Genomic DNA, 23,085 nt, shown 5'->3' with positions numbered 1-23,085 from the left:
TGCACCAAAACGTCACCCGAACGAGTGAGGCCAGGTCGGAACGGTTCCGGCCTGGCCTTTCGTTACCCATCCACGACACGCGCTTTGCGATGCCTTGACCTGAGGCTCTTACGGTCGAGGGGTTGCACGCGCGGATGGCGTGGGGCGGGTGCGGATCGACGGGGGAAGGTGCCGGGTGGGCGACGACGGCAAGGTTCTGGACATCAAGACGGCTGATCTGAAGCTGTCGGCGCCGGTGTTCCACGAGCAGGCGAAGAATCTGAGTACGGCGCTGACGAATCTGGTGAAGGCGCTGGACGGTTTCGGCAAGCCCTGGGGCGATGACGAGCAGGGCAAGGCGTTCGGGGACGCCTACGAGCCGCAGCAGAAGGCGATCGAGCGCGGGGCCGGGATCTTGGTGCTCGGACTGACGAGCATCCACGAGGCGATGATCGACATGTCGGACGGGCATGTGGACAACGACGAGCTGATCGCCGGGATGTTCGCCAAGGTGAAGCCGCAGGAGCAGCAGGGGCCGCATCAGGACGGTGCGAAGTGAGCATCGAGGACGAGGCGAAGAAGGTCCTGCTCAAGCTGGGGATGTGGTGGCCGGACGCGAACTCGGGCACGCTGCGGCACGCGGCGCAGGCGTGGCGGACCTTCGCGGACGCGGTGGACGACGTGCGCACGCCCGTCAACAACACCGCGAACTCGCTCATCCACAACAACAAGGGTGAGGCGATCGAGACCTTCACCACGTTCTGGGAGCGGTACGCCAAGGGCAAGGACGCGGGCTGGCTCAGCGATCTGTCGAAGTCCTCGCGGAAGATGGCGGAGGGGCTGGAGAAGTTCGCGGACGCGGTGGACGACGCGATCACCAAGCTGTGGACGCAGATCGGTATCGACGCGGCGGTGATCGCGGGCGGTATCGCGCTGGCGTTCGTCACCGCGGGTCTGGCGTCCGGGGCGGCGGTCGCGGCGGCCGACGTGATCATCGAGATGGGCGCCACGCTGGGTGTCGCGGTGTCCACCACGGTCGCGGAGATCGCGGCGGGGACGCTGGTGGCGGCGGCGTTCGGCGGCGTCGAGTCGGTCACCGTGGACCTGGCCGTGGCCCAGCCGCTGAAGATCGCCACCGGTCTGCAGAGCGGCTTCAGCCTGGACGAGATCAACCAGGCCGCCAAGGACGGCATGATCTTCGGCGGGGCGCTGGGCGCCGGCAGCGGGGTGCTGAAGGCGGGCGTGGAGGGTGCGTTCACCAACCCCACCCCGTTCATGCTGCGCCCGCCCTCGCTCCGCCCCGACCTGGTGGAGCTGGGTCCCGCGGCCCGCAACTGCGAGCGCACCCGGTGCGTGGGCGAGCCGATCGACGTGGCGACCGGCGCGATGCTGATGTCGCAGACCGACCTGAGCCTGCCCGCCTCCTTCCCGTTCGTCTTCGAGCGCACCCATCTGTCCTCCTACCGGGGCGGGGTGTGCTTCGGTCCCACCTGGATCTCCACCCTCGACGAATGCGTCCAGATCGACAGTGAGGGCGTCGTCTTCGCGGGCGCGGACGGCATGCGCCTGGTCTACCCGGTGCCGACGCCGGGCGAGCCGGTGCTGCCGGTCAAGGGCCCGCGCTGGCCACTGGAGTGGGACGGCAAACCGGACGGCGTCATGACGGTCACCGACCCGGCCACCGGAGTCGTCCGCTCCTTCAGCACCCCGCTGAACTCCGCGACCCCCGGCATCTTCCACCTGCCCATCGACGCCTGGCAGGACCGCGGCGGCGCCCGGATCGACATCGAGCGCAATGCCGGCGGCGTCCCCGAGGGCATCCGCCACTCCGGCGGCTACTACCTCGCCGTCGACTCCCACGGCCCCCGCATCACCGCCCTGCGCCTGCTGGAGCAGGCCCCCGACCGCTACAGCGGCCGGCTCGCGCCGGACGCGGGCACCGTGGTGATGCGCTACGCCTACGACGACGCGGGCAACCTCAGCGAGGTCATCAACTCCAGCGGCGAGCCGTTGACGTTCGCCTACGACGACCAGGGCCGGATGACCCGCTGGACCGACCGCAACGGCACGTGGTTCTCCTACGTGTACGACGAGCGGGGCCGGGTCGTGCGCACCGAAGGCGTCGACGGCATCCTCTCCGGCACCCTCACCTACGACGACACCGCCCGCACCACCACCTACACCGACTCCCTCGGACACACCTCCAGCCACCGCTACAACACCGAGGGCCTGGTCGTCGAGGAGACGAACGCCCTCGGCCACACCACCCGCACCCAGTGGGACGAGCGCGGCGACAACCCCCTCACCAGCACCGACCCCCTCGGCCGCACCACCCGGTACAGCTACGACGACCACGGCAACCTCACCGAACTCACCCTGCCCGACGGCTCGGTGGCCCGCGCCGCCTACAACCGGCTGGGCCAGGCCGTCGAGGTCGTCGAACCGGGCGGAGCCACCTGGCACCACACCTACGACGACCACGGCAACCTCCTCACCACCACCGACCCGCTCGGCGCGCGGACCAGCCATGTGTACAACGAGCTGGGTCACCTGACCTCGGTCACCGACCCCCTCGGCGGCGTGCGCAGGGTCACCCCGAACGCGGCGGGCATCCCCGTCGCGGTCACCGATGAACTCGGCCACACCACGACCATCCGCCGCGACGCCTTCGGCCGCCCGGTCGAGGTCACCGACCCCCTGGGCCACACCACGCGCACCACCTGGACCACCGAGGGCAAACCGGCCCGCCGCGAGCACCCCGACGGCACCACGGAGTCCTGGACCTGGGACTCCGAGGGCAACCCGCTCACCCACACCGACCAGGCCGGCCACACCACCCACCACACGGCAGGTCACTTCGACGTCCCCGCCACCCGCACCACTCCAGACGGCACCACCTACACCTTCACCCACGACACCGAGCGCAGGCTCACAGGCGTCACCAACGCCCAGGGCCTGACCTGGAGCTACACCTACGACGAGACCGGCCGCCCGACCGCCGAGACCGACTTCAACGGCCGCACCCTCACCTACAGCTACAACGCGGCGGGCGAGCTGGTCTCGCGCACCAACGGTGCGGGCGAGGCCCTGCACTTCACCCGGGACCCGCTCGGCCGCATCACCGAACAGCGCTCCGGCGCGGACGCTGTGTCGACGTACACCTATGACGCGGCAGGCCATCTGGTCCGCGCGGTCAACGCCGACGCGGAGCTCGTCCTCGCGCGCGACGCTCTCGGCCGGGTGACGGCCGAGACGGTGAACGGGCGCACCACGACGTACGAGTACGACGCGTGCGAGCGGCTCGTCGGCCGGACCACCCCGTCCGGCCTGGTCTCGCGCTGGTCGTACAGCCCGACCGGCCGCCCGGTCGAACTGTCCTCGGACGCGGACACGCTGACCTTCGCGTACGACGCGGCGGGCCGCGAGACCTCGCGCCGCTTCGGCGACGGGGTCACCCTGCACCAGGACTGGGACGCCGGGGGCCGATTGGCCTCCCAGTCCCTCACCTCCCTGTCCTCCACCGGCCGCTCCGACCAGGCGGACCGCCTCCTCCAGCACCGCACCTACGCCTACCGTGCGGACGGCTTCCTGACCGAGATCCGCGATCTGTCCTCGGGGACCAGGAAGTTCCTCACCAACCCGGTCGGCCGCGTCATGGAGGTCCGGGCGCACGGCTGGACCGAGACGTACGCGTATGACAGCTCCGGCAATCTGACCCGGGCCGCCGCGCCCGCCACCGGAGCGACGAGCACCACCGAGCCCGACGGGACGGCCGACGCGCGCGAGTTCGAGGGGACCCTGATCCGCCGGTCGGGGAACACCAGGTACCAGCACGACGCCCAGGGGCGGCTGGTCCGGCGCACACGCAAGCTCCTCAACGGCAAGCGCCAGAGCTGGACCTACAGCTGGAGCGCCGAGGACCGCCTCACCGAAGCGGTGACCCCCGAGGGCGAGCGCTGGCAGTACGCGTACGACCCGATGGGCCGCCGAATAGCCAAATACCGGCTGCTCGACGACGGCACCGAGGCCGAGCGCACCGGCTTCACCTGGGACGACACCCGCCTCGCCGAGCAGACCGCCCCCGACGGCCGGGTCACCGCCTGGGACTACGCCCCGGGCACGCACACCCCGCTGACCCAGACCGGCCACCGCCCCCTCGTCCGTACCGGCGGCGTCTCCCTCCTGTCGTCGCTGGCCGAGGACACCACCGCCGACCGCACGGTCCGCTTCCACGCGGTCATCACCGACACGGCGGGCACTCCGACGGAACTGGTCGGTGTCGACGGCGAGCTGGCGTGGCAGCACCACCACGTGTTGTGGGGTGCCCGCCGTGCCACGACGCCGGCCGGGGGTTCGGCCGACTGCCCCCTGCGCTTCCCCGGCCAGTACGCCGACCCCGAAACCGGCCTGCACTACAACTACTTCCGCTACTACGACCCGGAGACCGCCCGCTATCTGTCGGCGGACCCCCTCGGCCTCGACCCGGCGCCCAACCACCACGGGTACGTCGACACGCCGCTGTCGATGATCGACCCGCTGGGGCTGAAGACGTGTGACGAGCCGGTGCCGACGCAGAAGCCGCGGACCGGAGTGAAGGGGCTCATCAAGGAAGCCCAGCTGCCGACCTCCGGGCGCATCCGGTTCGTACCGTCGCAGGACGTCAACGTGAACTCGGGCCTGCCGCGGGGAACGCGGAAGGGCTACATCGACCGCTTCGGTAATGAATGGATCAAGGGACCGTCGCGCACGGCGGGCCAGCCGTTCGAGTGGGACGTGCAGCTGAGCAAGAAGGGCAAGGCCCAGCTCGGCTGGCTGAGCCGGGACGGCAGCCATCTGAACGTATCCCTCGACGGGGAGATCACACACAAATGAGACAGTGGACGGCGCAGGCGCCCGGACAGCAGGAACGGGCGCCCAGACAGCAGGAAACGGAATGACCGCCATGGAGCAGACCGCAGAAGACGCGTTCCACTTCTACGCCGAAGTGCGCATCACCGACTCCCCGCGCCGCCCGGAACTGGCGGGCCGCCTCGGCGCGATCCTCGGCATCACCGAGCCGAAGGACCCCGAGGTCCCGCCCGCCTACGCGGTCATGGTGGACGACTACGACTACACGGTGCAGTTCGAACGCCATGAACTGACCCCGACGGGACGGGACCGCAAGCACGAGGACTACTACTGACCCGGATCACCGAGTCGCGGCCAAGGGAACCTCGGCCGCGCCGGTGCCCGCGGGCTCGGGGCTCGCGGGCTGGGCGTTCGCGGGCTCGGGGCTCGCCACCACGCGGTGGCGGAGGCCCGGGAACATGTTGGTCGGGTGCGAGAGGCCCCAGACCGTGCCCGCGACGATGAACTCCTTGATGAGGGCGCCGGCCCGGCCGGTGACGACAGAGGACGTCATCCGGTCCTCGTGGGTCACACGCTGGAAGATCGCGTCGCGGCGGCCGAGGCTGATGCACTGGGCGACATAGCCGACCGGAGCGTCGGGCACCTTGCGTCCCGTCAGCCGGGCGGCGAGGGCGTCGGCGGCCAGCCACGCCATCGGGTTCGCCGTGGCGCAGGCCATCCGCAGCGGCTGGCCGCCCGCGCCGATCGCGTGAGCGGCGTCACCGACGGCGTACACATCGGGGTGCGAGACCGAGCGCAGGGTGGAGTCGACGACGATACGCCCGGTCTCCGACACCTCCAGGGTGCTGGCCGCCGCTATCGGGTGGACGGTGAAACCGGCGGTCCACACCGTCACCTGCGCCGCGATCTCGCCGCCCGCGCCAGTGACCGCGCGGTCCGCCTCGACGCGGGTGATGTCGGTCCGCTCGTGGACCGTGATGCCGAACCGGTCCAGCGCGGTGCGCAGATGGCGTTGGGCCTTGTCGCTGAGCCAGTCGCCGACGCCACCGCGCGCGGCGAGGGACACCTTGAGCTCCGGGTGCGCCTCGGCGATCTCGGTGGCCGCTTCGATGCCGGTCAGGCCACCGCCGACGACCAGTACGTTCGCGCCGGGCGCCAACTCGCCCAGCCGCGCGCGCAGCCGCAGCGCGGCCTGCTTCCCGGCGAGGTGGTGGGCGTACTCGGTGACACCGGGGACGCCGTGGTCGGCGACGGTGCTGCCGAGGGCGTAGACGAGGGTGTCGTAGGCGAGGGTGTCATGGCGGCGCGCCTCGTGGGTGAGGGTGCCGTGGGTCAGCGTGCTGTGGGGGGCGAGGGTCGCCCCGCCGCCCTCCCCTTCGAGGTGGACGGTCTTGCGGTCGGCGTCGACGGAGGTGACGAACGCCGTGCGGACCCGTACCCCCGTGCCCGCGAAGAGCTCTCGCAGCGGGCGGCTCGGCAGGTCCTGTCCGCTCGCCAGCTGGTGCATCCGCACCCGCTCGACGAAGTCCGGGTCACCGTTGACCAGGGTGATCTCGACGTCGTCACGGTGGAGTCGCTTGGCGAGACGACCGGCGGTGACGACTCCGGCGTACCCGGCCCCGAGGACGACAATGCGGTGCTTCATGACTGGCTCCTGTCCGGCCCGGCCGGCCTGTCGGCCCGGCCCCTCTGGCTGCGTGCACCTCCTGAACCGGACAGCCCGACGATCCCTGACAGATGGCAGCTGTGACCTGCGTCACCACACCTTCACGACCGGCACATGGGCGCCCTCGGCCACCCACTGACGCGTGATGCGCTCCAGCTTCTCGGGGTTGACCTGGATGTGGAGTGCCTCGATACGGCCGGTGGCGGTGTCGAGGCACATGACACCGGCGATCTTCCCGCCGCCCTCGATGAGCACGGCAGGACCGCCGTTGACGACGGCGGAATAGAGGGCGACGGCGCCACCGACCTGCGCCCGCTTGGCCTCGGTCGGCCGGAAGAGCCCCCGCAGATACCGCGCGACGCCGAGCGCCCCGACGACCGGGCTGCGGCGGGCGCTGACCCGGCCGCCACCGTCGGCGACGCTGACCGCGTCATCGACGAGCAGCCGGATCAGCGGCTGGGTGTCACCGCTGAGGGCCGCCTCCAGGAACTCCTCGACGATCTTCCGCGCGGCGGCCGCGTCGACCTTGCCCCGGGACCGGTCGGCGCTGACGTGCTGCTTGGCCCGCCGGTAGATCTGCTGGCAGTTGGCCTCGGTGAGATCGAGAATCTCCGCGATCTCCCGGTGCGAGTACGCGAAGGCCTCCCGCAGGACGTACACGACGCGCTCGTTGGGCGACAGCCGCTCCATGAGGGTCAGCACCGCGAGGGAGACCGACTCACGCTGCTCGGCGGTGTCGGCCGGGCCGAGCATCCGGTCACCGGCCAGGACCGGTTCCGGAAGCCACTGCCCCACATAGGTCTCGCGCCTGGCCCGCGCCGAAGTGAGCTGGTTGAGGCAGAGGTTGGTGAGCACTTTGGTCAGCCACGCCTCGGGCACCTCGATCCGCGCCCGGTCGGCCGCGTGCCAGCGCAGGAACGTGTCCTGCACCGCGTCCTCGGCGTCACCGGCCGACCCGAGAAGCCGATAGGCGATGGCCTCCAACCGGCCCCGGAACCCCTCGAACTGAGCAGCCTCGTGCGTACTGAGCGGCGTGGACGACATCCGCCCATGATCGCCCAACCACACGGACGGGCGCCAGGAACGTGAGCCGGGCGGATACGCCACCGCGGGGCTTCTGGCGTGGCGCCTGTCGACGAGATGGCGGGACACCGCCGACCGGCGGCCAGGGGGCGATCACCCCGCCGGGCCTGGTCGGAGCGTCGCAGTGCGCCCATGAACGCGCACGGGGCGTGGACCATGCTCCGGACATGAAAAAACCCCAGGTCACGGCGAGTGAGTCCTGGGGTGATTCCGAGCCGCCTTCGGGATTCGAACCCGAGACCTACGCATTACGAGTGCGTTGCTCTGGCCAACTGAGCTAAGGCGGCGCGCCGTGCGCCCCATGGTGCGATCAGCAACGCGGCCAAGTCTACACAGTTCCGCGGGGTGCTCCTGACCACCCCTGTTCGAGGGACTCGCGCAGCTCAGGTGCACTTCTTGTCGGCGGGCGGGGGCGTGCCCTCCAGGAGGTAGGTGTTGATCGCGGTGTCGACGCAGTCGCTGCCGCGGCCGTACGCCGTGTGGCCGTCGCCCTCGTAGGTGAGGAGCCTGCCGGAGGACAGCTGGGAGGCGAGGGACCGCGCCCACTTGTAGGGGGTGGCCGGGTCGCGGGTGGTGCCGACCACCACGATCGGCGCCGCGCCCTTCGCCTCGATGCGGTGCGGGGTGCCGGTGGCCTTGACCGGCCAGTACGCGCAGTTCAGGATCGCCCAGGCGAAGCCCTCGCCGAAGACCGGGGACGCCTTCTCGAAGGACGGGAGCGCGGCGGCCACCGCGTCGGGGCCGGAGAAGGCGGGGGGCAGGTCGAGGCAGTTCACGGCCGCGTTGGCGTACATGAGGTTCGCGTACTTCCCCTCCGTGTCCCGCTCGTAGTACGAGTCCGCCAGGGCCAGCAGGCCGCCGCCGTCGCCGTTCATGGCGCGCGTGAGGCTGGAGCGCAGCTCGGGCCAGGTCGTCTCGTCGTACATCGCGGCGATCACGCCAGTCGTGGCCAGCGACTCGCCGAGCTTGCGGGACTCGCCGGTCTCGACCGGTTTGGCGTCGAGCTCCGCGAAGAACTTCTTCAGACGCGCCGACGCGTCCGCCACCGAGGCCGTGCCCACCGGGCAGTCCTTGCGCGGGACGCAGTCCGCGGCGAACGACTGGAACGCCGTCTCGAAGCCCGCCGTCTGGTCGCGGTTCATCTCCAGCGCCGGCAGGGACGGGTCGATCGCCCCGTCGAGGACCAGGCGGCCGGTGCGGTCCGGGAACAGCTCCGCGTAGGTCGCGCCCAGGAACGTGCCGTAGGAGGCGCCCACGTAGTGCAGCTTCTCGTCGCCCAGGAGCTGCCGCAGGATGTCCATGTCGCGGGCCGCCTCGACGGTGGAGACATGCGGCAGGATCTTGCCCGAGCGCTTCTCGCAGCCCTGCGCGAACTTCTTGAACGAGGTCGCCAGCGCGGTCTTCTCGGCGGCGTCGTCCGGGGTCTGGTCGACCTGGGTGTACGCGTCCATCTCGCGGCTGGTCAGGCATTCGACGGGCTCGCTGCGGGCCACGCCGCGCGGGTCGACCGCCACCATGTCGTACCGCGCCCGGACCGGGGCGGGGTAGGCGACGCCCGCGTACTGCTGGAGGTAGCCCACGGCCGTGCCGCCGGGGCCGCCCGGGTTGACCAGGAGCGAGCCGATCCGCTTGCCCGGGCCCGTGGCCTTCTTGCGGGCGACCGCGAGTTTGACGGCGGTGCCCGTCGGCTGGGCGTAGTCGAGCGGCGCCTTCATGGTGGAGCACTCGAAGCCCGGTACGCCGCACGCCCGCCACTGGAGCTTCTGCTGGTAGTACGCGCGCAGCCCGGCCGACGTCTGGGCGCCCGCCGCCGAGGTGGTGGAGGCCGTCGCGGTGGTGGACGAGCCGCCCGACGAGCATCCGGAGACGAGGAGCCCCGCGGTCGCGACGGCGAGGGCGGAGGAACGGAGCAGACGCCTGGAGTCCATCCCCGGAGCGTAACCGGGTAGTGACGGCATGTGCCCCGTCGGCGGCCGCACGACGGCTCGTACGAGTGAGCCGGTCAACCGGCGCGACCGCGTGTCGGGCCGGCGCGCGGCACTCTTCCCGCGCGGCACCGACAGCAGCGCGCGCCCGGGGGCTTCATCCCGCGCGCAGCGCCAGCGTCATCGCCTCCACCGCGAGCAGCGGTGCCACGTTGCGGTCCAGTGCCTCGCGGCAGGCGAGGACCGCCTCTATCCGGCGCAGGGTGCCCTCGGGCGTGGAGCCGCGCGCGATGCGGTCCACCCCGTCGCGCACCTCCTCGTTCGCCAGGGCGATGCGGGAGCCGAGCTGGAGCGCCAGGACGTCACGGTAGAAACCGGTGAGCTCGGTGAGCGCGAGGTCCAGGCTGTCCCGCTGCGTACGCGTCTTGCGGCGCTTCTGGCGGTCCTCCAGCTCCTTCATCGCCCCGGCGGTGCCCCGTGGCATACGGCCTCCGGCCTGGCCGCCGAGCGCCGCCTTGAGGTCGTCGGTCTCCTTGACGTCCACCTCTTCCGCGAGCTGCTTGGCGTCCTCGGCGGCGGTGTCGACCAGCTCCTGGGCGGCCTTGAGGCAGCCGCCCACGTCCTCGACCCTCAGCGGCACCTTCAGCACGGCGGCCCGGCGGGCCCGCGCGCGCTCGTCGGTGGCCAGACGGCGGGCCCGGCCGATGTGGCCCTGGGTGGCGCGGGCGGCGGCGAGGGCGGTCTCCGGCGGGATGCCGTCCCGGCGGATCAGCACCTCGGCGACGGCCTCCACCGGCGGCGTCCGCAGCGTCAGATGGCGGCAGCGCGAGCGGATCGTGGGCAGCACGTCCTCCAGCGAGGGCGCGCAGAGCATCCACACCGTGCGCGGGGCGGGCTCCTCCACGGCCTTCAGGAGCACGTTGCCCGCGCCCTCGGTCAGCCGGTCGGCGTCCTCCATGACGATGACCTGCCAGCGGCCGACGGCGGGCGAGAGCTGGGCGCGCCGGACGAGGTCGCGGGTCTCCTTGACGCCGATGGAGAGCAGGTCGGTGCGGATGATCTGCACGTCCGCGTGCGTGCCGATCAGCGCGGTGTGGCAGCCGTCGCAGAACCCGCAGCCGGGCTGTCCGCCCAGCGCCCGGTCGGGGCTGACGCACTGGAGCGCGGCGGCGAACGCGCGCGCGGCCGTGGAGCGGCCCGATCCCGGCGGACCGGTGAACAGCCACGCGTGCGTCATCTTCGACGCGTCCGGGACGGGCTCACCGGCCGAGACGGCCGTCACCAGCGCGTCGGCGTCGCGCGCGGCAGCGGCCAGTTGCTCCTGCACCCGGTCCTGGCCGACCAGGTCGTCCCACACCGTCATGGGTCACCGCCTCCGCGCTCTGTTCCGCCCCGTACGTCCCCGCTACGACCCCATTGTGAGGGAGGGGTCGGACAATCCCGTCCGGGGCGGCCTTCCCGCAGGTCAGCGGCGGCCCCGGCGGTCGTCGTCGTCGTCGGGGTGCGGCCCGAGCAGCTCGTCGGCGAGCGTGGGCAGATCGTCCAGCGGGGTCTCCTCGGCCCAGTCCGAACGCCGCTTGGGCCGCCTGCCCCCCTTCGGCTGCGACCCGGACCCGGGCGCGGCTCCGGCCTGCGTCGACGCCCCGGGCTCCGTGCCGAGCCGCTCGGGGTCGACCTGCGGCAGCTCCCGCGTCCGCTCGTTCGGCCGCTCGGACCGCTCCCGCTCGTCGCGGAAGATCCCCGGCGGGAACCGGTCGCCGTCCGCGGCCCCGGCCCCGTCCCGTACGGGCGGCAGCACGGCCGTCTCGTCCGCGTCCCGTACGGGCGGCAGCACCGTCGTCTCGTCGGCATCGGCCGGGACCTGCGGCAGGACCGTGGTCTCGGCGGCGTCCGGGGCGGGGGTGCCCGCGCCCGGGACGCGGACTTCCTGGGTGACCTCGTTGGGGCTCACCCCGGGGTCCGTCCCACGGGCCGCCGCCTGGTCCACGACGGGCGTGGGGACCGTCACCTCGGTGGCCGACTCGGCCACGGGCCTGCGCTTCGCGCGCGTGGCCGCGGTGTCGTCCCCGCTCTTCGCCGTACCCGAACCCGCGCCCGCACCCGCACGCGTGCCTGCGGGGTCAGAAGCCGTGGCGGACGGTGCGGAAGTGGCAGACGTGGCGGCCGAAGCCGTCGCCGCCGCGGCGGTCGCCGCGGTCGCGGCCTCCGCGAGCCGCCGGGCCTCCTCCGCCCGCCGCAGCGCCTCCTCGGCCTTGCGCTGCTTCTCCAGGCGGCGCTCCTCGGCCTCGGCGCGCAGCCGGGCCTCCTCCTCGGCCTGCCTGCGCAGCCGTTCCTGCTCGGCCGCGGCGGCCTTGGCCTCCGCTTCGCGCCGGACGCGCTCCTCCTCGGCGAGCCGCCTGGCCTCCTCGGCCCGCAGCCGCGCCTCCTCGGCCTGGCGCTCCTCCTCGCGGCGGCGCGCCTCCTCCAGCTCGCGCCGCTTGCGCTCCTCCTCCTCGGCGCGCAGCTTGGCGAGCTGCGCCTGGCGCTCGCGCTCCAGGCGCTCCTCCTCGGCCTTGCGCGCGGCCTCTTCCTCGGCCTTGCGCCTGGCCTCCTCCTCGGCCGCCCGGCGCGCCTCCTCCTGGGCCTTCACCTCGGCCTCGGAGAGCGGCAGCATCTGGTCGAGCCGGTGGCGTACGACGGTGGTGACCGCCTCGGGCTCCTGGGCCGCGTCCACCACCAGGTAGCGGGACGGGTCGGCCGCCGCGAGGGTGAGGAACCCGGCACGTACGCGCGCGTGGAACTCGGGCGGCTCCGACTCCAGCCGGTCCGGCGCCTCGGTGAACCGCTCACGCGCGGTCTCCGGCGCCACGTCGAGGAGCACGGTCAGGTGGGGTACGAGACCGCCGGTCGCCCAGCGGTTGATCCGGGCGACCTCGGTCGGCGACAGGTCGCGCCCGGCGCCCTGGTAGGCGACCGAGGAGTCGATGTAGCGGTCCGAGATGACGATCGCGCCGCGCTCCAGGGCGGGGCGGACCAGCGAGTCGACGTGCTCGGCGCGGTCCGCCGCGTACAGCAGGGCCTCCGCGCGGTTGGACAGACCGGCGCTGGAGACGTCGAGCAGGATCGAGCGCAGCCGCTTGCCGACCGGGGTGGCGCCCGGCTCGCGGGTCACCACGACCTCGTGGCCCTTGGCCCTTATCCACTCGGCCAGCGCCTGCGCCTGGGTGGACTTGCCGGCGCCGTCGCCGCCTTCGAGGGCGATGAAGAAGCCGGTGGCAGCCGGTGCCTGCACCGGGTCGGCGCCCCGTACCGCGTCCCGCAGGTCGTGCCGCAGCGGCACGCCCTGCCGGTCGTCGGTCTTGGCCAGGACGACCGCGGCGACCGGCAGCAGCAGCGCGCCGGTCAGCATCAGCGTGAACCCGGCGCCGCCGTGCGCGAAGACGAACCCGTCGCCCGCGAGGCGGTGCGGGCCGATGGCGGCGGCGACCAGCGGGGCGAGGATGGCGCCGAGGCCGATCGCGACCCGGACGACCGCCTGGAGGTGGTCGGTGGTGCGGGCCCGGCGGTACTCCTCGGTCTCCTGGTCGATCAGCGTGTGGCCGCTGTGAGCGGCGACACCGGCCGCGACACCGGCGGCCAGCGCGATGAACAGCACGGTCGCGGTGTCCGGCACCAGGCCCATCGCGAGCAGCGCGACACCGGTGACGGCGATCGCGAGCGCCAGCAGCCGCCGGCGCGACAGCACGGGCAGCACCTTGGGCGCGACGCGGACACCGACGCCCGTGCCGCCGACCAGCGCGAGGACCAGCAGGGCGTACGAGGCCGGGCCGCCGTCGAGGTCGGCGGCGTGCAGGACGGCGACGGCCGCCGCCGCGGCGATCGCGCCCGCGACCGCGCCGCAGGCCAGGACGAGCAGCGGCACCGCGCCCGTACGCCCCTTGTCGGGGCCGGCGCCGGTCGAGGGCCTGCGCAGCCCCTCCAGCGGCGAGCGGGCACGCGGAGTCGGGGAGTCCGGGAGGGTGAGCATCGCCAGGACGGAGACGGACGCGGCGAAGAGGCCGGCCGCGAGGTAGGAGCCGAGGGCCGCCTGGTGGAGCGAGAACCAGTCGACGCCCTTGCCGAAGGCCTTGCTGACCAGCGCGGCCACCAGCAGAGCGGCCGCGGCCACGGGCATGGACGCGAACGTCGTGCGCAGCGACAGGCGCCGCAGGGCGTCCAGATGGTCCGGCAGCGGGCGCACGGCGGCGCCCTCCAGCGGCGGCGCGGGCAGCAGCGCGGGCGCCGCGCTCTCCTTGCACACCGTCCAGAACCGCTCGGCGACCCCGGCCACGAAGGCGGTGCCGAGCAGGAAGGAGAACGCGTGGTCGGGGGTCCAGTCGATCCACAGCGGCGCGACGATCAGCAGCGCGGCCCGAACGCCGTCCGCGCCGATCATCGTCCAGCGCCGGTCCAGGGGGCCGCTGGGCGCGGTCAGCGCGGAGACGGGCCCGAGCAGCACCGCACCGAAGAGGAACGTCGCGAAGGCGCGGGCGCCGAGCACCGCGGCCACGGCGAAGGCCGCGCCCCGGTAGCCCCCGCCGAGGGCGTCCTCCATGACCGCGGCCTGAAGCGCCAGCAGCAGGAGGACGAGGACGGACAGAGCGTCACCGGTCGCGCCCACGAACTGGGCGCTCCACAACCGCCGCAACGGCGGGATGCGCAACAGGGCGCGTACGGCCCGCTCGCGTGAGTCGGCGGCAAGGGCGTCGGAGACGGGGCTCACGACCGTGGGGGTCGTCCCTGCGCCTTCGGAGCTCTGGGGATGCTCGGCTCGCGTCATCCGCCCAGCCTATCCGGAGCGCCCAGGTCCCCGAGGGGCCGCCCGAACATACGGGCGGGTTCCTCTCATGGGCGCGCGGCCGGGGGCGATGCCCCCGGCCGCGCGCTCGGCGTCGTTCCGCGTCCGTTCCGCGTCTGTCCGGCGCCCGGGGCGCCGTCGCGGTGCCTACTCGGCCGCGGCCGTCTTCTTCGCGGCCGTCTTCTTGGCCGGGGCCTTCTTCGCCGTGGCCGCCGTCTTCTTGGCGGCCGTCTTCTTCGCCGCGGTCTTCTTGGCGGGTGCCTTCTTGGCCGCGGCCTTCTTCGCCGTCTTCTTGGCGGGCGCCTTGGCACGCTTCTCGGCGAGCAGCTCGTACCCGCGCTCCGGCGTGATGTCCTCCACGCTGTCCCCGGTCCGCAGGGTCGCGTTGGTCTCGCCGTCCGTGACGTACGGGCCGAAGCGGCCGTCCTTCACGACGACCGGCTTCTCGCTGACCGGGTCGGTGCCGAGCTCCTTGAGCGGCGGCTTGGCGGCCGCGCGCCCCCGCGCCTTGGGCTGCGCGTAGATCGCCAGCGCCTCCTCCAGGGTGATGGAGAAGAGCTGGTCCTCCGTCTCCAGCGAGCGCGAGTCGGTGCCCTTCTTCAGATACGGGCCGTACCGCCCGTTCTGCGCGGTGATCTCGACGCCCTCGGCGTCGGTCCCCACCACACGCGGCAGCGACATCAGCTTCAGCGCGTCCTGGAGCGTGACCGTGTCCAGGGCCATCGACTTGAAGAGCGAGGCCGTCCGCGGCTTGACCGCGTTCTTGCCGGTCTTCGGCGTGCCCTCGGGAAGGATCTCGGTGACATACGGCCCGTACCGGCCGTCCTTCGCCACGATCTGGTTGCCGCTCACCGGGTCGGTGCCCAGCTCGAAGTCGCCGCTCGGCTTGGCGAGCAGCTCCTCCGCCAGCTCCACGGTCAGCTCGTCGGGTGCCAGGTCCTCCGGCACGTCGGCGCGCTGGTGGCCCTCGGCGTCCTTCTCCCCGCGCTCGATGTACGGCCCGTAGCGGCCGACCCGCAGCACGATCCCGCTGCCCACGGGGAAGGAGGAGATCTCGCGCGCGTCGATCGCGCCGAGGTCCGTGACCAGCTCCTTCAGACCGCCGAGGTGGTCCCCGTCGCCGTTCCCGGCGTCGGAGGCGGTGCCAGCACCGGCCTCGCCCTCACCGAAGTAGAAGCGCTTGAGCCACGGCACCGACTTGGCCTCGCCGCGCGCGATGCGGTCGAGGTCGTCCTCCATGCGCGCGGTGAAGTCGTAGTCGACGAGCCGGCCGAAGTGCTTCTCCAGCAGGTTGACCACGGCGAAGCTCAGGAAGGACGGGACGAGCGCCGTGCCCTTCTTGAAGACGTAGCCGCGGTCGAGGATCGTGCCGATGATCGACGCGTACGTCGACGGACGGCCGATCTCGCGCTCTTCCAGCTCCTTGACCAGCGAGGCCTCGGTGTAGCGGGCCGGCGGCTTGGTCGCGTGGCCGTCCGCGGTGATCTCCTCGGCCGACAGCGCGTCGCCCTCGGAGACCTGCGGCAGACGCCGCTCGCGGTCGTCCAGCTCCGCGTTCGGGTCGTCGGCGCCCTCGACGTAGGCCTTCATGAAGCCGTGGAAGGTGATCGTCTTGCCGGACGCGGTGAACTCCGCGTCCCGCCCGTCGCTCGCCCGGCCCGCGATCCTCACGGTGACGGAGTTGCCGACCGCGTCCTTCATCTGGGACGCGACGGTCCGCTTCCAGATCAGCTCGTAGAGCCGGAACTGGTCACCGGTCAGGCCCGTCTCGGCCGGAGTGCGGAAACGGTCCCCCGAGGGGCGGATCGCCTCGTGCGCCTCCTGCGCGTTCTTGACCTTGCCGGCGTACGTACGCGGCTTCTCCGGGAGGTAGTCCGCGCCGTACAACTGCGTGACCTGCGCACGGGCCGCCGACACCGCGGTCTCGGAGAGCGTGGTGGAGTCCGTACGCATATACGTGATGAAGCCGTTCTCGTACAGCTTCTGGGCGACCTGCATGGTGGCCTTGGCCCCGAAGCCGAGCTTGCGGGAGGCCTCCTGCTGGAGCGTCGTCGTACGGAACGGGGCGTACGGCGAGCGGCGGTACGGCTTGGACTCCACCGAGCGCACGGCGAAGGACGAGTCGGCGAGGGCGGCGGCCAGGGCCCGGGCGTTCGCCTCGTCGAGGTGGAGGACGTCGCTCTTGAGTTGTCCGTCGGGACCGAAGTCGCGGCCCTGCGCCACACGGCGGCCGTCGACCGCCGCGAGGCGTGCCACCAGCGAGGACGGGTCGGAGGCGTCGCCCGCCCGGCCGGTGGAGAACGTCCCGGTCAGGTCCCAGTACTCAGCAGAACGAAAAGCGATGCGCTCGCGTTCCCGCTCCACCACGAGCCGGGTGGCCACCGACTGGACACGGCCCGCCGAGAGCCTCGGCATGACCTTCTTCCACAGCACCGGCGAGACCTCGTAGCCGTAGAGGCGGTCGAGGATGCGGCGGGTCTCCTGGGCGTCGACCATGCGCTGGTTGAGCTCGCGCGGGTTGGCGACGGCGTCCCGGATGGCGTCCTTGGTGATCTCGTGGAAGACCATCCGGTGGACGGGGACCTTGGGCTTCAGGACTTCCTGGAGGTGCCACGCGATGGCTTCGCCCTCGCGGTCCTCATCGGTGGCGAGGAAGAGTTCGTCGGACTCGGCAAGGAGCTCCTTGAGCTTCTTGACCTGCGCCTTCTTGTCGGCGTTGACGACATAGATGGGCTGGAAGTCGTGTTCGACGTCCACGCCGAGGCGGCGGACCTCGCCGGTGTACTTGTCGGGCACCTCGGCGGCGCCGTTCGGCAGGTCGCGGATGTGCCCGACGCTCGCCTCGACGACATAACCGGGGCCCAGGTAGCCCTTGATCGTCTTCGCCTTGGCAGGAGACTCGACGATGACGAGTCGGCGGCCGCCCTTTGCGGTCTCGCTGGTCGGGGACAACTTCGCTCTTCTCTCCGGTCGGCACTCGGGTGGCACGTACGAGCTGTACGGTCGCTGCGGAGTGTGACGGTACAACCCGCCCCCGTGTCAAACAGCAAAAGCCCGCAGCGGCCACTCGAACGGTAACCCGACTTACGGCGAGTGTGCCGCCTGGACCGTCCCGATGCGTTCCGAAAAGCGTTTCGTCCCAGCGCAGGGCCGGGAACGTGTCCGCCCGGCCCGGCGCGGCGCCCGGGGCCCCCGGGACTCACAGGCGTGTGAAGGACCACACCCCGGCCACCAGGAAAAGCGCGCCGGCGAGGGCGGCCAGCGCCGCCGAGGCCACGAGGCCCGCGCCGTCCGCCACCGGCGCCCGGTGGCGCACCCGGGCCCCCGTCCACAGCAGCAGCGCGCCCCCGAACAGCACGAAGACCGTTCCCGCGAACACGGCCGGACCGGCCTCCGCCCCACCCATCCCGTTCATGGCGCGGATCCTGGCACCCCCGCGAGGAGTCCCGGCGAACTCCAGGTGAACGGCCGCACCGCAGCCGGCCCGGCCTGCGACGGGCGGACGCGGTGGGGCGGAAGGGACGCCGGTGGCCGCAGTGGGCCGGTGGGGCAGGTGGGGCGGTGCGATACGGCGGGGCTCGGTGGGGTTGGCCGAATTCATCCCCTTCTCACCCCTGCCCGCACCCGGCGCCTCCCGCCGGGCCGCCCCCGCCGCATGCGGGAGCGCCCCTACCTCAGCTGTCGTACGCGGCCCTTCGCCCCCCGCCGGCCCGGCGGGCGGCCCGGGGCGCGCGCGTCACTCGCCGACCGGCTCCAGGAAGCCCTGGCCGACCAGCATCCGGATCGACTCCGGGGTGCGGTCGCGCAACTGGACCGGGTCCTCCCCGATCAGCTGGGCGATGGCGTCCAGGATGCGGCCCGCGTCCAACTGGCCGTCGCAGACGCCCGCGAACCCCGCGCCGACGGTGTCCACCGTGGTGGCCCGGCGCATGCCACGGTTCTGCCGCAGCACCACGTGCTCGGGGTCCTCGGCGCCCGGCAGCCCGACCTGCTCCTGCACCACCTCGTCGGCGAGGCGGAAACGGTCGGCGAGCAGCGCCGCGTCGTCGTGGGTGCGCAGATACTCCTGCCGGTCGAAGTGGGCCCGGATGGTCTCGCCGAGCGGCTGCTCGACGGGGTGCGGCCACTCCTCGACGGTGACGGACGGCTCCTGCGACCCGGACTTGTGCAGCGTGATCCAGCCGAAGCCGATCGCCCTGGTCCCGCTCGCCTCGAACTCGTCGAGCCACGCCCCGTACCGCTCGGCGTAGGCCTCGGGGCCGGCGCGGTGGTCCCCGGCGTCGCGCAGCCACAGCTCCGCGTACTGCGTGACGTCCTGGACCTCGCGCTGCACGATCCAGGCGTCGCAGCCGCGCGGCACCCACGAGCGCAGCCGCTCCTGCCACTCCTCGCCGTCCACGTGCTGCCAGTTGGCGAGGAACTGCGCGTAACCCCCCTCGTTCAGCCGGGCGCCCGCCTGCTGGACGAGCGTGCGGCACAGGTCGTCGCCGCCCATGCCGCCGTCCCGGTACGTCAGCCGGGCGCCCGGCGAGATGACGAACGGCGGGTTGGACACGATCAGGTCGAACGTCTCGTCGCCCACCGGGTCGTAGAGCGAGCCCTCGCGCAGGTCGGCCGCGGGAGCGCCGGACAGGGCGAGGGTGAGCCGGGTGAAGGCCAGCGCGCGCGGGTTGAGGTCGGTGGCGGTGACACGGGTCGCGTGCTGCGCGGCGTGCAGCGCCTGGATGCCGGAACCGGTGCCGAGGTCGAGGGCGGAGGCGACCGGTGTGCGGACGGTGAGCCCGGCGAGCGTGGTGGACGCGCCGCCGACCCCGAGGACCATCGCGGCGTCCCCCCGGCCGCTCGCGCCGCCCGCGCCGCCGACGGCGCAGCCGAGGTCGGAGACGATGAACCAGTCCTGTCCCTCCGGGCCGCCGTAGGGACGCACGTCAACGGCGGCACGCACTTCGTCACCCGTCCGGGTGAGCCAGCCGTCCTCCAGCGCCTCGTCACCCGGCAGGGCCGCTCCGACGCGCTCGTACGCCACGGGCTGCTGGAGCAGGAACAGCCGTACGAGCGTGTCGAGCGGCGTGTCGCCGCGCGTCGCGCGCAAGGCGGGCACCGTCTCGCTGCGGGCCAGCGCGGCGTAGGCGGGGGCGCCGAGCAGGTCGAGCAGGCCGTCGGCGGTGAAGTCGGCGGCGAGCAGGGCCTCGCGGAGCCGGGCAGCGCGGTCGGGCACGGGCAGGCCGGCGGGCGGGTTGGCGGGAACGCTGGTCGTACTCACCCCGCCATTGTGGCGGCTCCCGCTGACAAACACCCACGGCCCGGCACCCACACGGGGTCCGGGCCGTACGAAGGGCGTCCGCGGCGTGCTGGAGCACCGCCCGCGCAGGTGCTACTCGGCGCTCGCCGAGGACGACGGCTTGGCCGAGTCGGACGGCTTGGCCGATTCCGACGGCGTGGCGGACCCCGAGGGCTTCGCCGACTCCGAGGGCTTCGCCGACTGCGATGCCGAGCCCGAGGGGGACGCCTGCCTGGAGGCGTCGCCGCCGGCGGCGGGCGTGGCGGAGGAGGGCGCGGAGGCGGTCTGCTTCTGGCAGCCGGGCTGCTTCTGCATCGCCGTGCCGAGTTCGCCGGACTCCAGCTTCTTGAGGGCGTCGTCGCTGCTCTTGCTGATGGTGTTCAGCTGGTCGGCCACGCCCTTGAGCCCGTCGGCGAACTTCGCCTGGTCGCCGGTGTCGAGCGCGTCGACCTTCTTCTTGAGGTCGGCGTAGGAGGCGGAGGACGCCGTCAGCTCCTTGGCGGCCTCCTTCTGCGTCTTGTCGCCGTCCGTGACGGGCGGGACACCGGCCTTGTTGAGGCTGTCGGCCAGCGACTTGTACGCGTCGGAGATCTGCTGGAAGGCAGCCGAGTCCGTCTTCTGGACGTCGGCCGGCTTGCTCTCGTCGGCCGTCTGCTTCTCGATGGAGGCGTTGGCGTCAGTGATCTTCTTGATCTGCGGCTGGGCCTGGTCGCAGAAGGTCTTGGCCCAGTCGTTCACCTTCTTGTCCGAGTCGTCGCTGCTGCAACCCGACAGTGCGAGCACCAGTACCGCGCCGCCGGACAGTGCGGCCGCAAGCTTCTTGTTCACCGGATCGGTCCCTTCCAAGGCTCTCGGCCCCGGAACATACACGCCAAGTGGGCGACAACCGCGTGTCGTACGTCTGATCTGCTCGCTTTTGCAGCCATTTGCACCAAGGGAGACAAGGCTCACGACGTAAAAGCGACGGGCGGACGGTGCGTCAATCCGCACCGCCCGCCCGTCCTTGCCGTGCTTCCGCTAGGAAACGACCGCCGGGTCAGGTGACTTGGCGGTCATCTCGTGATTTCCCTCGTCCCCCACCGCCACTCCGCGGCGCTTGGAGACGTACACCGCGCCGACGATGACGGCGGTGGCGAGCACCGCCACGACCGTGCGCACGGCCGGGCTGGCGTCCGCTCCGTAGCTGAACTTGACGACCGCGGGCGCGATGAGCAGCGCCACCAGGTTCATCACCTTCAGCAAGGGGTTGATGGCCGGGCCCGCGGTGTCCTTGAACGGGTCGCCCACGGTGTCGCCGATGACGGTGGCGGCGTGGGCCTCACTGCCCTTGCCTCCGTAGTTGCCGTCCTCCACCATCTTCTTGGCGTTGTCCCACGCGCCACCGGAGTTGGCGAGGAAGACGGCCATCAGCGTGCCGGTGCCGATCGCGCCCGCGAGATAGGAGCCGAGCGCCCCGACGCCGAACGTGAAGCCGACGGCGATGGGCGCCAGCACCGCGAGCAGGCCGGGGGTGGCCAGCTCCCGGAGCGCGTCCTTCGTACAGATGTCGACGACCCGCCCGTACTCCGGCGTCTCGCTGTAGTCCATGATCCCGGGGTGCTCGCGGAACTGCCGGCGCACCTCGAAGACCACCGCGCCCGCCGACCGGGACACCGCGTTGATCGCGAGACCCGAGAACAGGAAGACGACGGCCGCGCCCAGCATCAGGCCCACCAGGTTGTTGGGCTGGGAGATGTCCATGCTCAGCGTCATCTCGCTGGACTTGGCGCCCACGTCGTTCACCGCGGTGGCGATGGCGTCGCGGTACGAGCCGTAGAGCGCCGCCGCCGCGAGGACCGCGGTGGCGATGGCGATGCCCTTGGTGATGGCCTTGGTGGTGTTGCCGACGGCGTCCAGGTCGGTGAGGACCTGCGCGCCGGCGCCCTCGACGTCACCGGACATCTCGGCGATGCCCTGCGCGTTGTCGGAGACCGGGCCGAAGGTGTCCATGGCGACGATCACGCCGACCGTGGTGAGCAGTCCGGTACCGGCCAGCGCCACCGCGAACAGGGCGAGCATGATCGAGGTGCCGCCCAGGAGGAAGGCTCCGTAGACGCTCAGACCGATCAGGAGGGCCGTGTAGACGGCGGACTCCAGGCCGATGGAGATACCGGCCAGGACGACCGTCGCGGGGCCCGTGAGCGACGACTTGCCGATGTCGCGGACGGGGCGCCGGGTGGTCTCGGTGAAGTAGCCGGTCAGCTGCTGGATGACGGCGGCGAGCACGATGCCGATCGCCACCGCGACCAGCGCCAGGACCCGCGGGTCGCCGCCGTGCGCCTTGATGGCGGCGTCGGTGACCCCGTCCAACTCGGCGTACGTGGACGGCAGGTAGATGTAGACCGCCGCCGCCACCAGGGTGAGGGAGATCACCGCGGAGATGAAGAAGCCGCGGTTGATGGCGGACATCCCGCTGCGGTCGGCGCGCCGCGGGGCGACCGCGAAGATGCCGATCATCGCGGTGACCACGCCGATCGCCGGGACGATCAACGGGAAGGCGAGCCCGGAGTCGCCGAAGGCGGCCTTGCCGAGGATCAGCGCGGCGACCAGGGTCACGGCGTACGACTCGAAGAGGTCCGCGGCCATGCCGGCGCAGTCGCCGACGTTGTCGCCCACGTTGTCGGCGATGGTGGCGGCGTTCCTCGGGTCATCCTCCGGAATCCCTTGCTCCACCTTGCCGACGAGGTCGGCACCGACGTCCGCCGCCTTGGTGAAGATGCCGCCACCGACACGCATGAACATGGCGATCAGCGCGGCACCGAGGCCGAAGCCCTCCAGCACCTTGGGGGCGTCCGCGGCGTAGACCAGGACGACGCAGGAGGCACCCAGCAGGCCGAGGCCCACCGTGAACATGCCGACCACGCCGCCCGTGCGGAAAGCGATCTTCATGGCTTTGTGCGAGACGGCCGTGAGATCTTTTGCGGGTTCGCCTTCCGCGGGGGTCGCCTCACGGGCGGCGGCCGCCACGCGCACATTCGCGCGTACGGCCAGTCGCATACCGACGTATCCGGTCGTCGCCGAGAAGAGCGCGCCGATCAGGAAGAAGGCGGACCGGCCCGCCCGCTGCGACCAGTTGTCGGCCGGCAGCAGGAAGAGCAGGAAGAACACCACGACGGCGAAGACGCCGAGGGTGCGCAGCTGCCGGGCCAGATAGGCATTCGCGCCTTCCTGGACGGCCGCCGCGATCTTCTTCATCGACTCGCTGCCCTCACCGGCCGCCAGCACCTGGCGGACCAGCAGTTGGGCCACGACCAGGGCCGCGAGGGCCACGGCCGCGATAACGATCACGATCAACCGGTTGTCGTCGGTCAGAACTGCGGCCGCGAGTGAAGTGGGGTGATCGAGTTCTTGTGGGTTGAAGAGCCCCGCCATTCGTCCTCCTTGACGTTCAGAGCCCAAGATGTGGACGGATTGTAGGGAGCGGAACACGATCAAAACAGGGCGCGGC

Annotated in this window: 13 protein-coding genes and 1 tRNA gene; 3 read left to right on the top strand and 11 right to left on the bottom strand. The window is 72.1% G+C overall.

The annotated features are described in order from the left end of the window. The first annotated feature begins 175 nt into the window (after window positions 1-175). From ABZ404_RS29300 to ABZ404_RS29290, 3 genes are all read left to right on the top strand, one after another. Complete coding sequence (locus ABZ404_RS29300; RefSeq protein WP_358831947.1) at window positions 176-538, top strand: hypothetical protein; 363 nt, start codon at window positions 176-178, stop codon at window positions 536-538. Continuing rightward, window positions 535-4,851, top strand: coding sequence for a polymorphic toxin type 17 domain-containing protein (locus tag ABZ404_RS29295; RefSeq protein ID WP_358831948.1), 4,317 nt, complete (start codon window positions 535-537; stop codon window positions 4,849-4,851). The genes ABZ404_RS29300 and ABZ404_RS29295 overlap by 4 nt, the downstream gene beginning before the upstream one ends. A 61-nt stretch (window positions 4,852-4,912) precedes the next feature. After that, entirely contained in the window at window positions 4,913-5,161 is a 249-nt protein-coding gene (locus ABZ404_RS29290) for a hypothetical protein (RefSeq protein ID WP_358831949.1), read from the top strand. Between the two features lie 6 nt (window positions 5,162-5,167). Here ABZ404_RS29290 and ABZ404_RS29285 read toward each other — a convergent pair whose 3' ends face one another. The 11 genes from ABZ404_RS29285 to ABZ404_RS29235 form a co-directional block, all read right to left on the bottom strand. After that, window positions 5,168-6,472, bottom strand: coding sequence for an FAD-dependent oxidoreductase (locus ABZ404_RS29285; protein ID WP_358831950.1), 1,305 nt, complete (start codon window positions 6,470-6,472; stop codon window positions 5,168-5,170). A gap of 111 nt (window positions 6,473-6,583) precedes the next feature. Continuing rightward, window positions 6,584-7,537 carry an RNA polymerase sigma-70 factor gene (locus tag ABZ404_RS29280; protein ID WP_358831951.1) on the bottom strand — a complete coding sequence of 318 codons (954 nt, stop codon included), beginning with the start codon at window positions 7,535-7,537 and terminating at the stop codon, window positions 6,584-6,586. Between the two features lie 252 nt (window positions 7,538-7,789). Continuing rightward, window positions 7,790-7,863: transfer RNA gene (locus ABZ404_RS29275), tRNA-Thr, on the bottom strand. A gap of 96 nt (window positions 7,864-7,959) precedes the next feature. After that, a complete protein-coding gene (locus ABZ404_RS29270; protein ID WP_358831952.1) occupies window positions 7,960-9,504 on the bottom strand; it encodes an alpha/beta hydrolase in 1,545 nt (514 codons plus the stop codon). 154 nt (window positions 9,505-9,658) lie between these two features. Further along, window positions 9,659-10,864: a DNA polymerase III subunit delta' gene (locus ABZ404_RS29265; RefSeq protein WP_358831953.1), complete on the bottom strand. Its 1,206-nt coding sequence runs from the start codon at window positions 10,862-10,864 to the stop codon at window positions 9,659-9,661. 102 nt (window positions 10,865-10,966) lie between these two features. Continuing rightward, on the bottom strand, window positions 10,967-14,299 hold the full coding sequence (tmk, locus tag ABZ404_RS29260; RefSeq protein WP_358831954.1) for a dTMP kinase: 3,333 nt from the start codon (window positions 14,297-14,299) through the stop codon (window positions 10,967-10,969). A 165-nt stretch (window positions 14,300-14,464) separates the two neighbouring features. After that, the gene (gene topA / locus ABZ404_RS29255) at window positions 14,465-17,269 is read right to left on the bottom strand and encodes a type I DNA topoisomerase (RefSeq protein ID WP_358832036.1); all 2,805 of its coding nucleotides are present in this window, start codon (window positions 17,267-17,269) and stop codon (window positions 14,465-14,467) included. A gap of 247 nt (window positions 17,270-17,516) precedes the next feature. Continuing rightward, window positions 17,517-17,732: a hypothetical protein gene (locus tag ABZ404_RS29250; protein WP_358832035.1), complete on the bottom strand. Its 216-nt coding sequence runs from the start codon at window positions 17,730-17,732 to the stop codon at window positions 17,517-17,519. A gap of 321 nt (window positions 17,733-18,053) precedes the next feature. Continuing rightward, on the bottom strand, window positions 18,054-19,580 hold the full coding sequence (locus tag ABZ404_RS29245; RefSeq protein WP_358832034.1) for a methyltransferase: 1,527 nt from the start codon (window positions 19,578-19,580) through the stop codon (window positions 18,054-18,056). Between the two features lie 111 nt (window positions 19,581-19,691). Continuing rightward, the gene (locus ABZ404_RS29240) at window positions 19,692-20,426 is read right to left on the bottom strand and encodes a small secreted protein (RefSeq protein ID WP_358832033.1); all 735 of its coding nucleotides are present in this window, start codon (window positions 20,424-20,426) and stop codon (window positions 19,692-19,694) included. Between the two features lie 189 nt (window positions 20,427-20,615). Continuing rightward, the gene (locus ABZ404_RS29235) at window positions 20,616-23,009 is read right to left on the bottom strand and encodes a sodium-translocating pyrophosphatase (RefSeq protein ID WP_358832032.1); all 2,394 of its coding nucleotides are present in this window, start codon (window positions 23,007-23,009) and stop codon (window positions 20,616-20,618) included. Window positions 23,010-23,085: the final 76 nt, after the last annotated feature.

Origin of the sequence: Streptomyces sp. NPDC005878 (assembly GCF_040629815.1) — a bacterium.
GTDB lineage: Bacteria > Actinomycetota > Actinomycetes > Streptomycetales > Streptomycetaceae > Streptomyces.
Note: the sequence above shows the minus strand (reverse complement) of the source record. Positions and strands in the feature narration are given on the sequence as shown.

Bases quoted from the DNA above. Each gene is read 5' to 3' on its own strand.
- ABZ404_RS29290 (WP_358831949.1), top strand. From the start codon at position 4,913: ATGACCGCCATGGAGCAGACCGCAGAAGACGCGTTCCACTTCTACGCC.
- ABZ404_RS29285 (WP_358831950.1), bottom strand. From the start codon at position 6,472: ATGAAGCACCGCATTGTCGTCCTCGGGGCCGGGTACGCCGGAGTCGTC.
- ABZ404_RS29280 (WP_358831951.1), bottom strand. From the start codon at position 7,537: ATGTCGTCCACGCCGCTCAGTACGCACGAGGCTGCTCAGTTCGAGGGG.
- ABZ404_RS29270 (WP_358831952.1), bottom strand. From the start codon at position 9,504: ATGGACTCCAGGCGTCTGCTCCGTTCCTCCGCCCTCGCCGTCGCGACC.
- ABZ404_RS29265 (WP_358831953.1), bottom strand. From the start codon at position 10,864: ATGACGGTGTGGGACGACCTGGTCGGCCAGGACCGGGTGCAGGAGCAA.
- tmk (WP_358831954.1), bottom strand. From the start codon at position 14,299: ATGACGCGAGCCGAGCATCCCCAGAGCTCCGAAGGCGCAGGGACGACC.
- ABZ404_RS29250 (WP_358832035.1), bottom strand. From the start codon at position 17,732: ATGAACGGGATGGGTGGGGCGGAGGCCGGTCCGGCCGTGTTCGCGGGA.
- ABZ404_RS29235 (WP_358832032.1), bottom strand. From the start codon at position 23,009: ATGGCGGGGCTCTTCAACCCACAAGAACTCGATCACCCCACTTCACTC.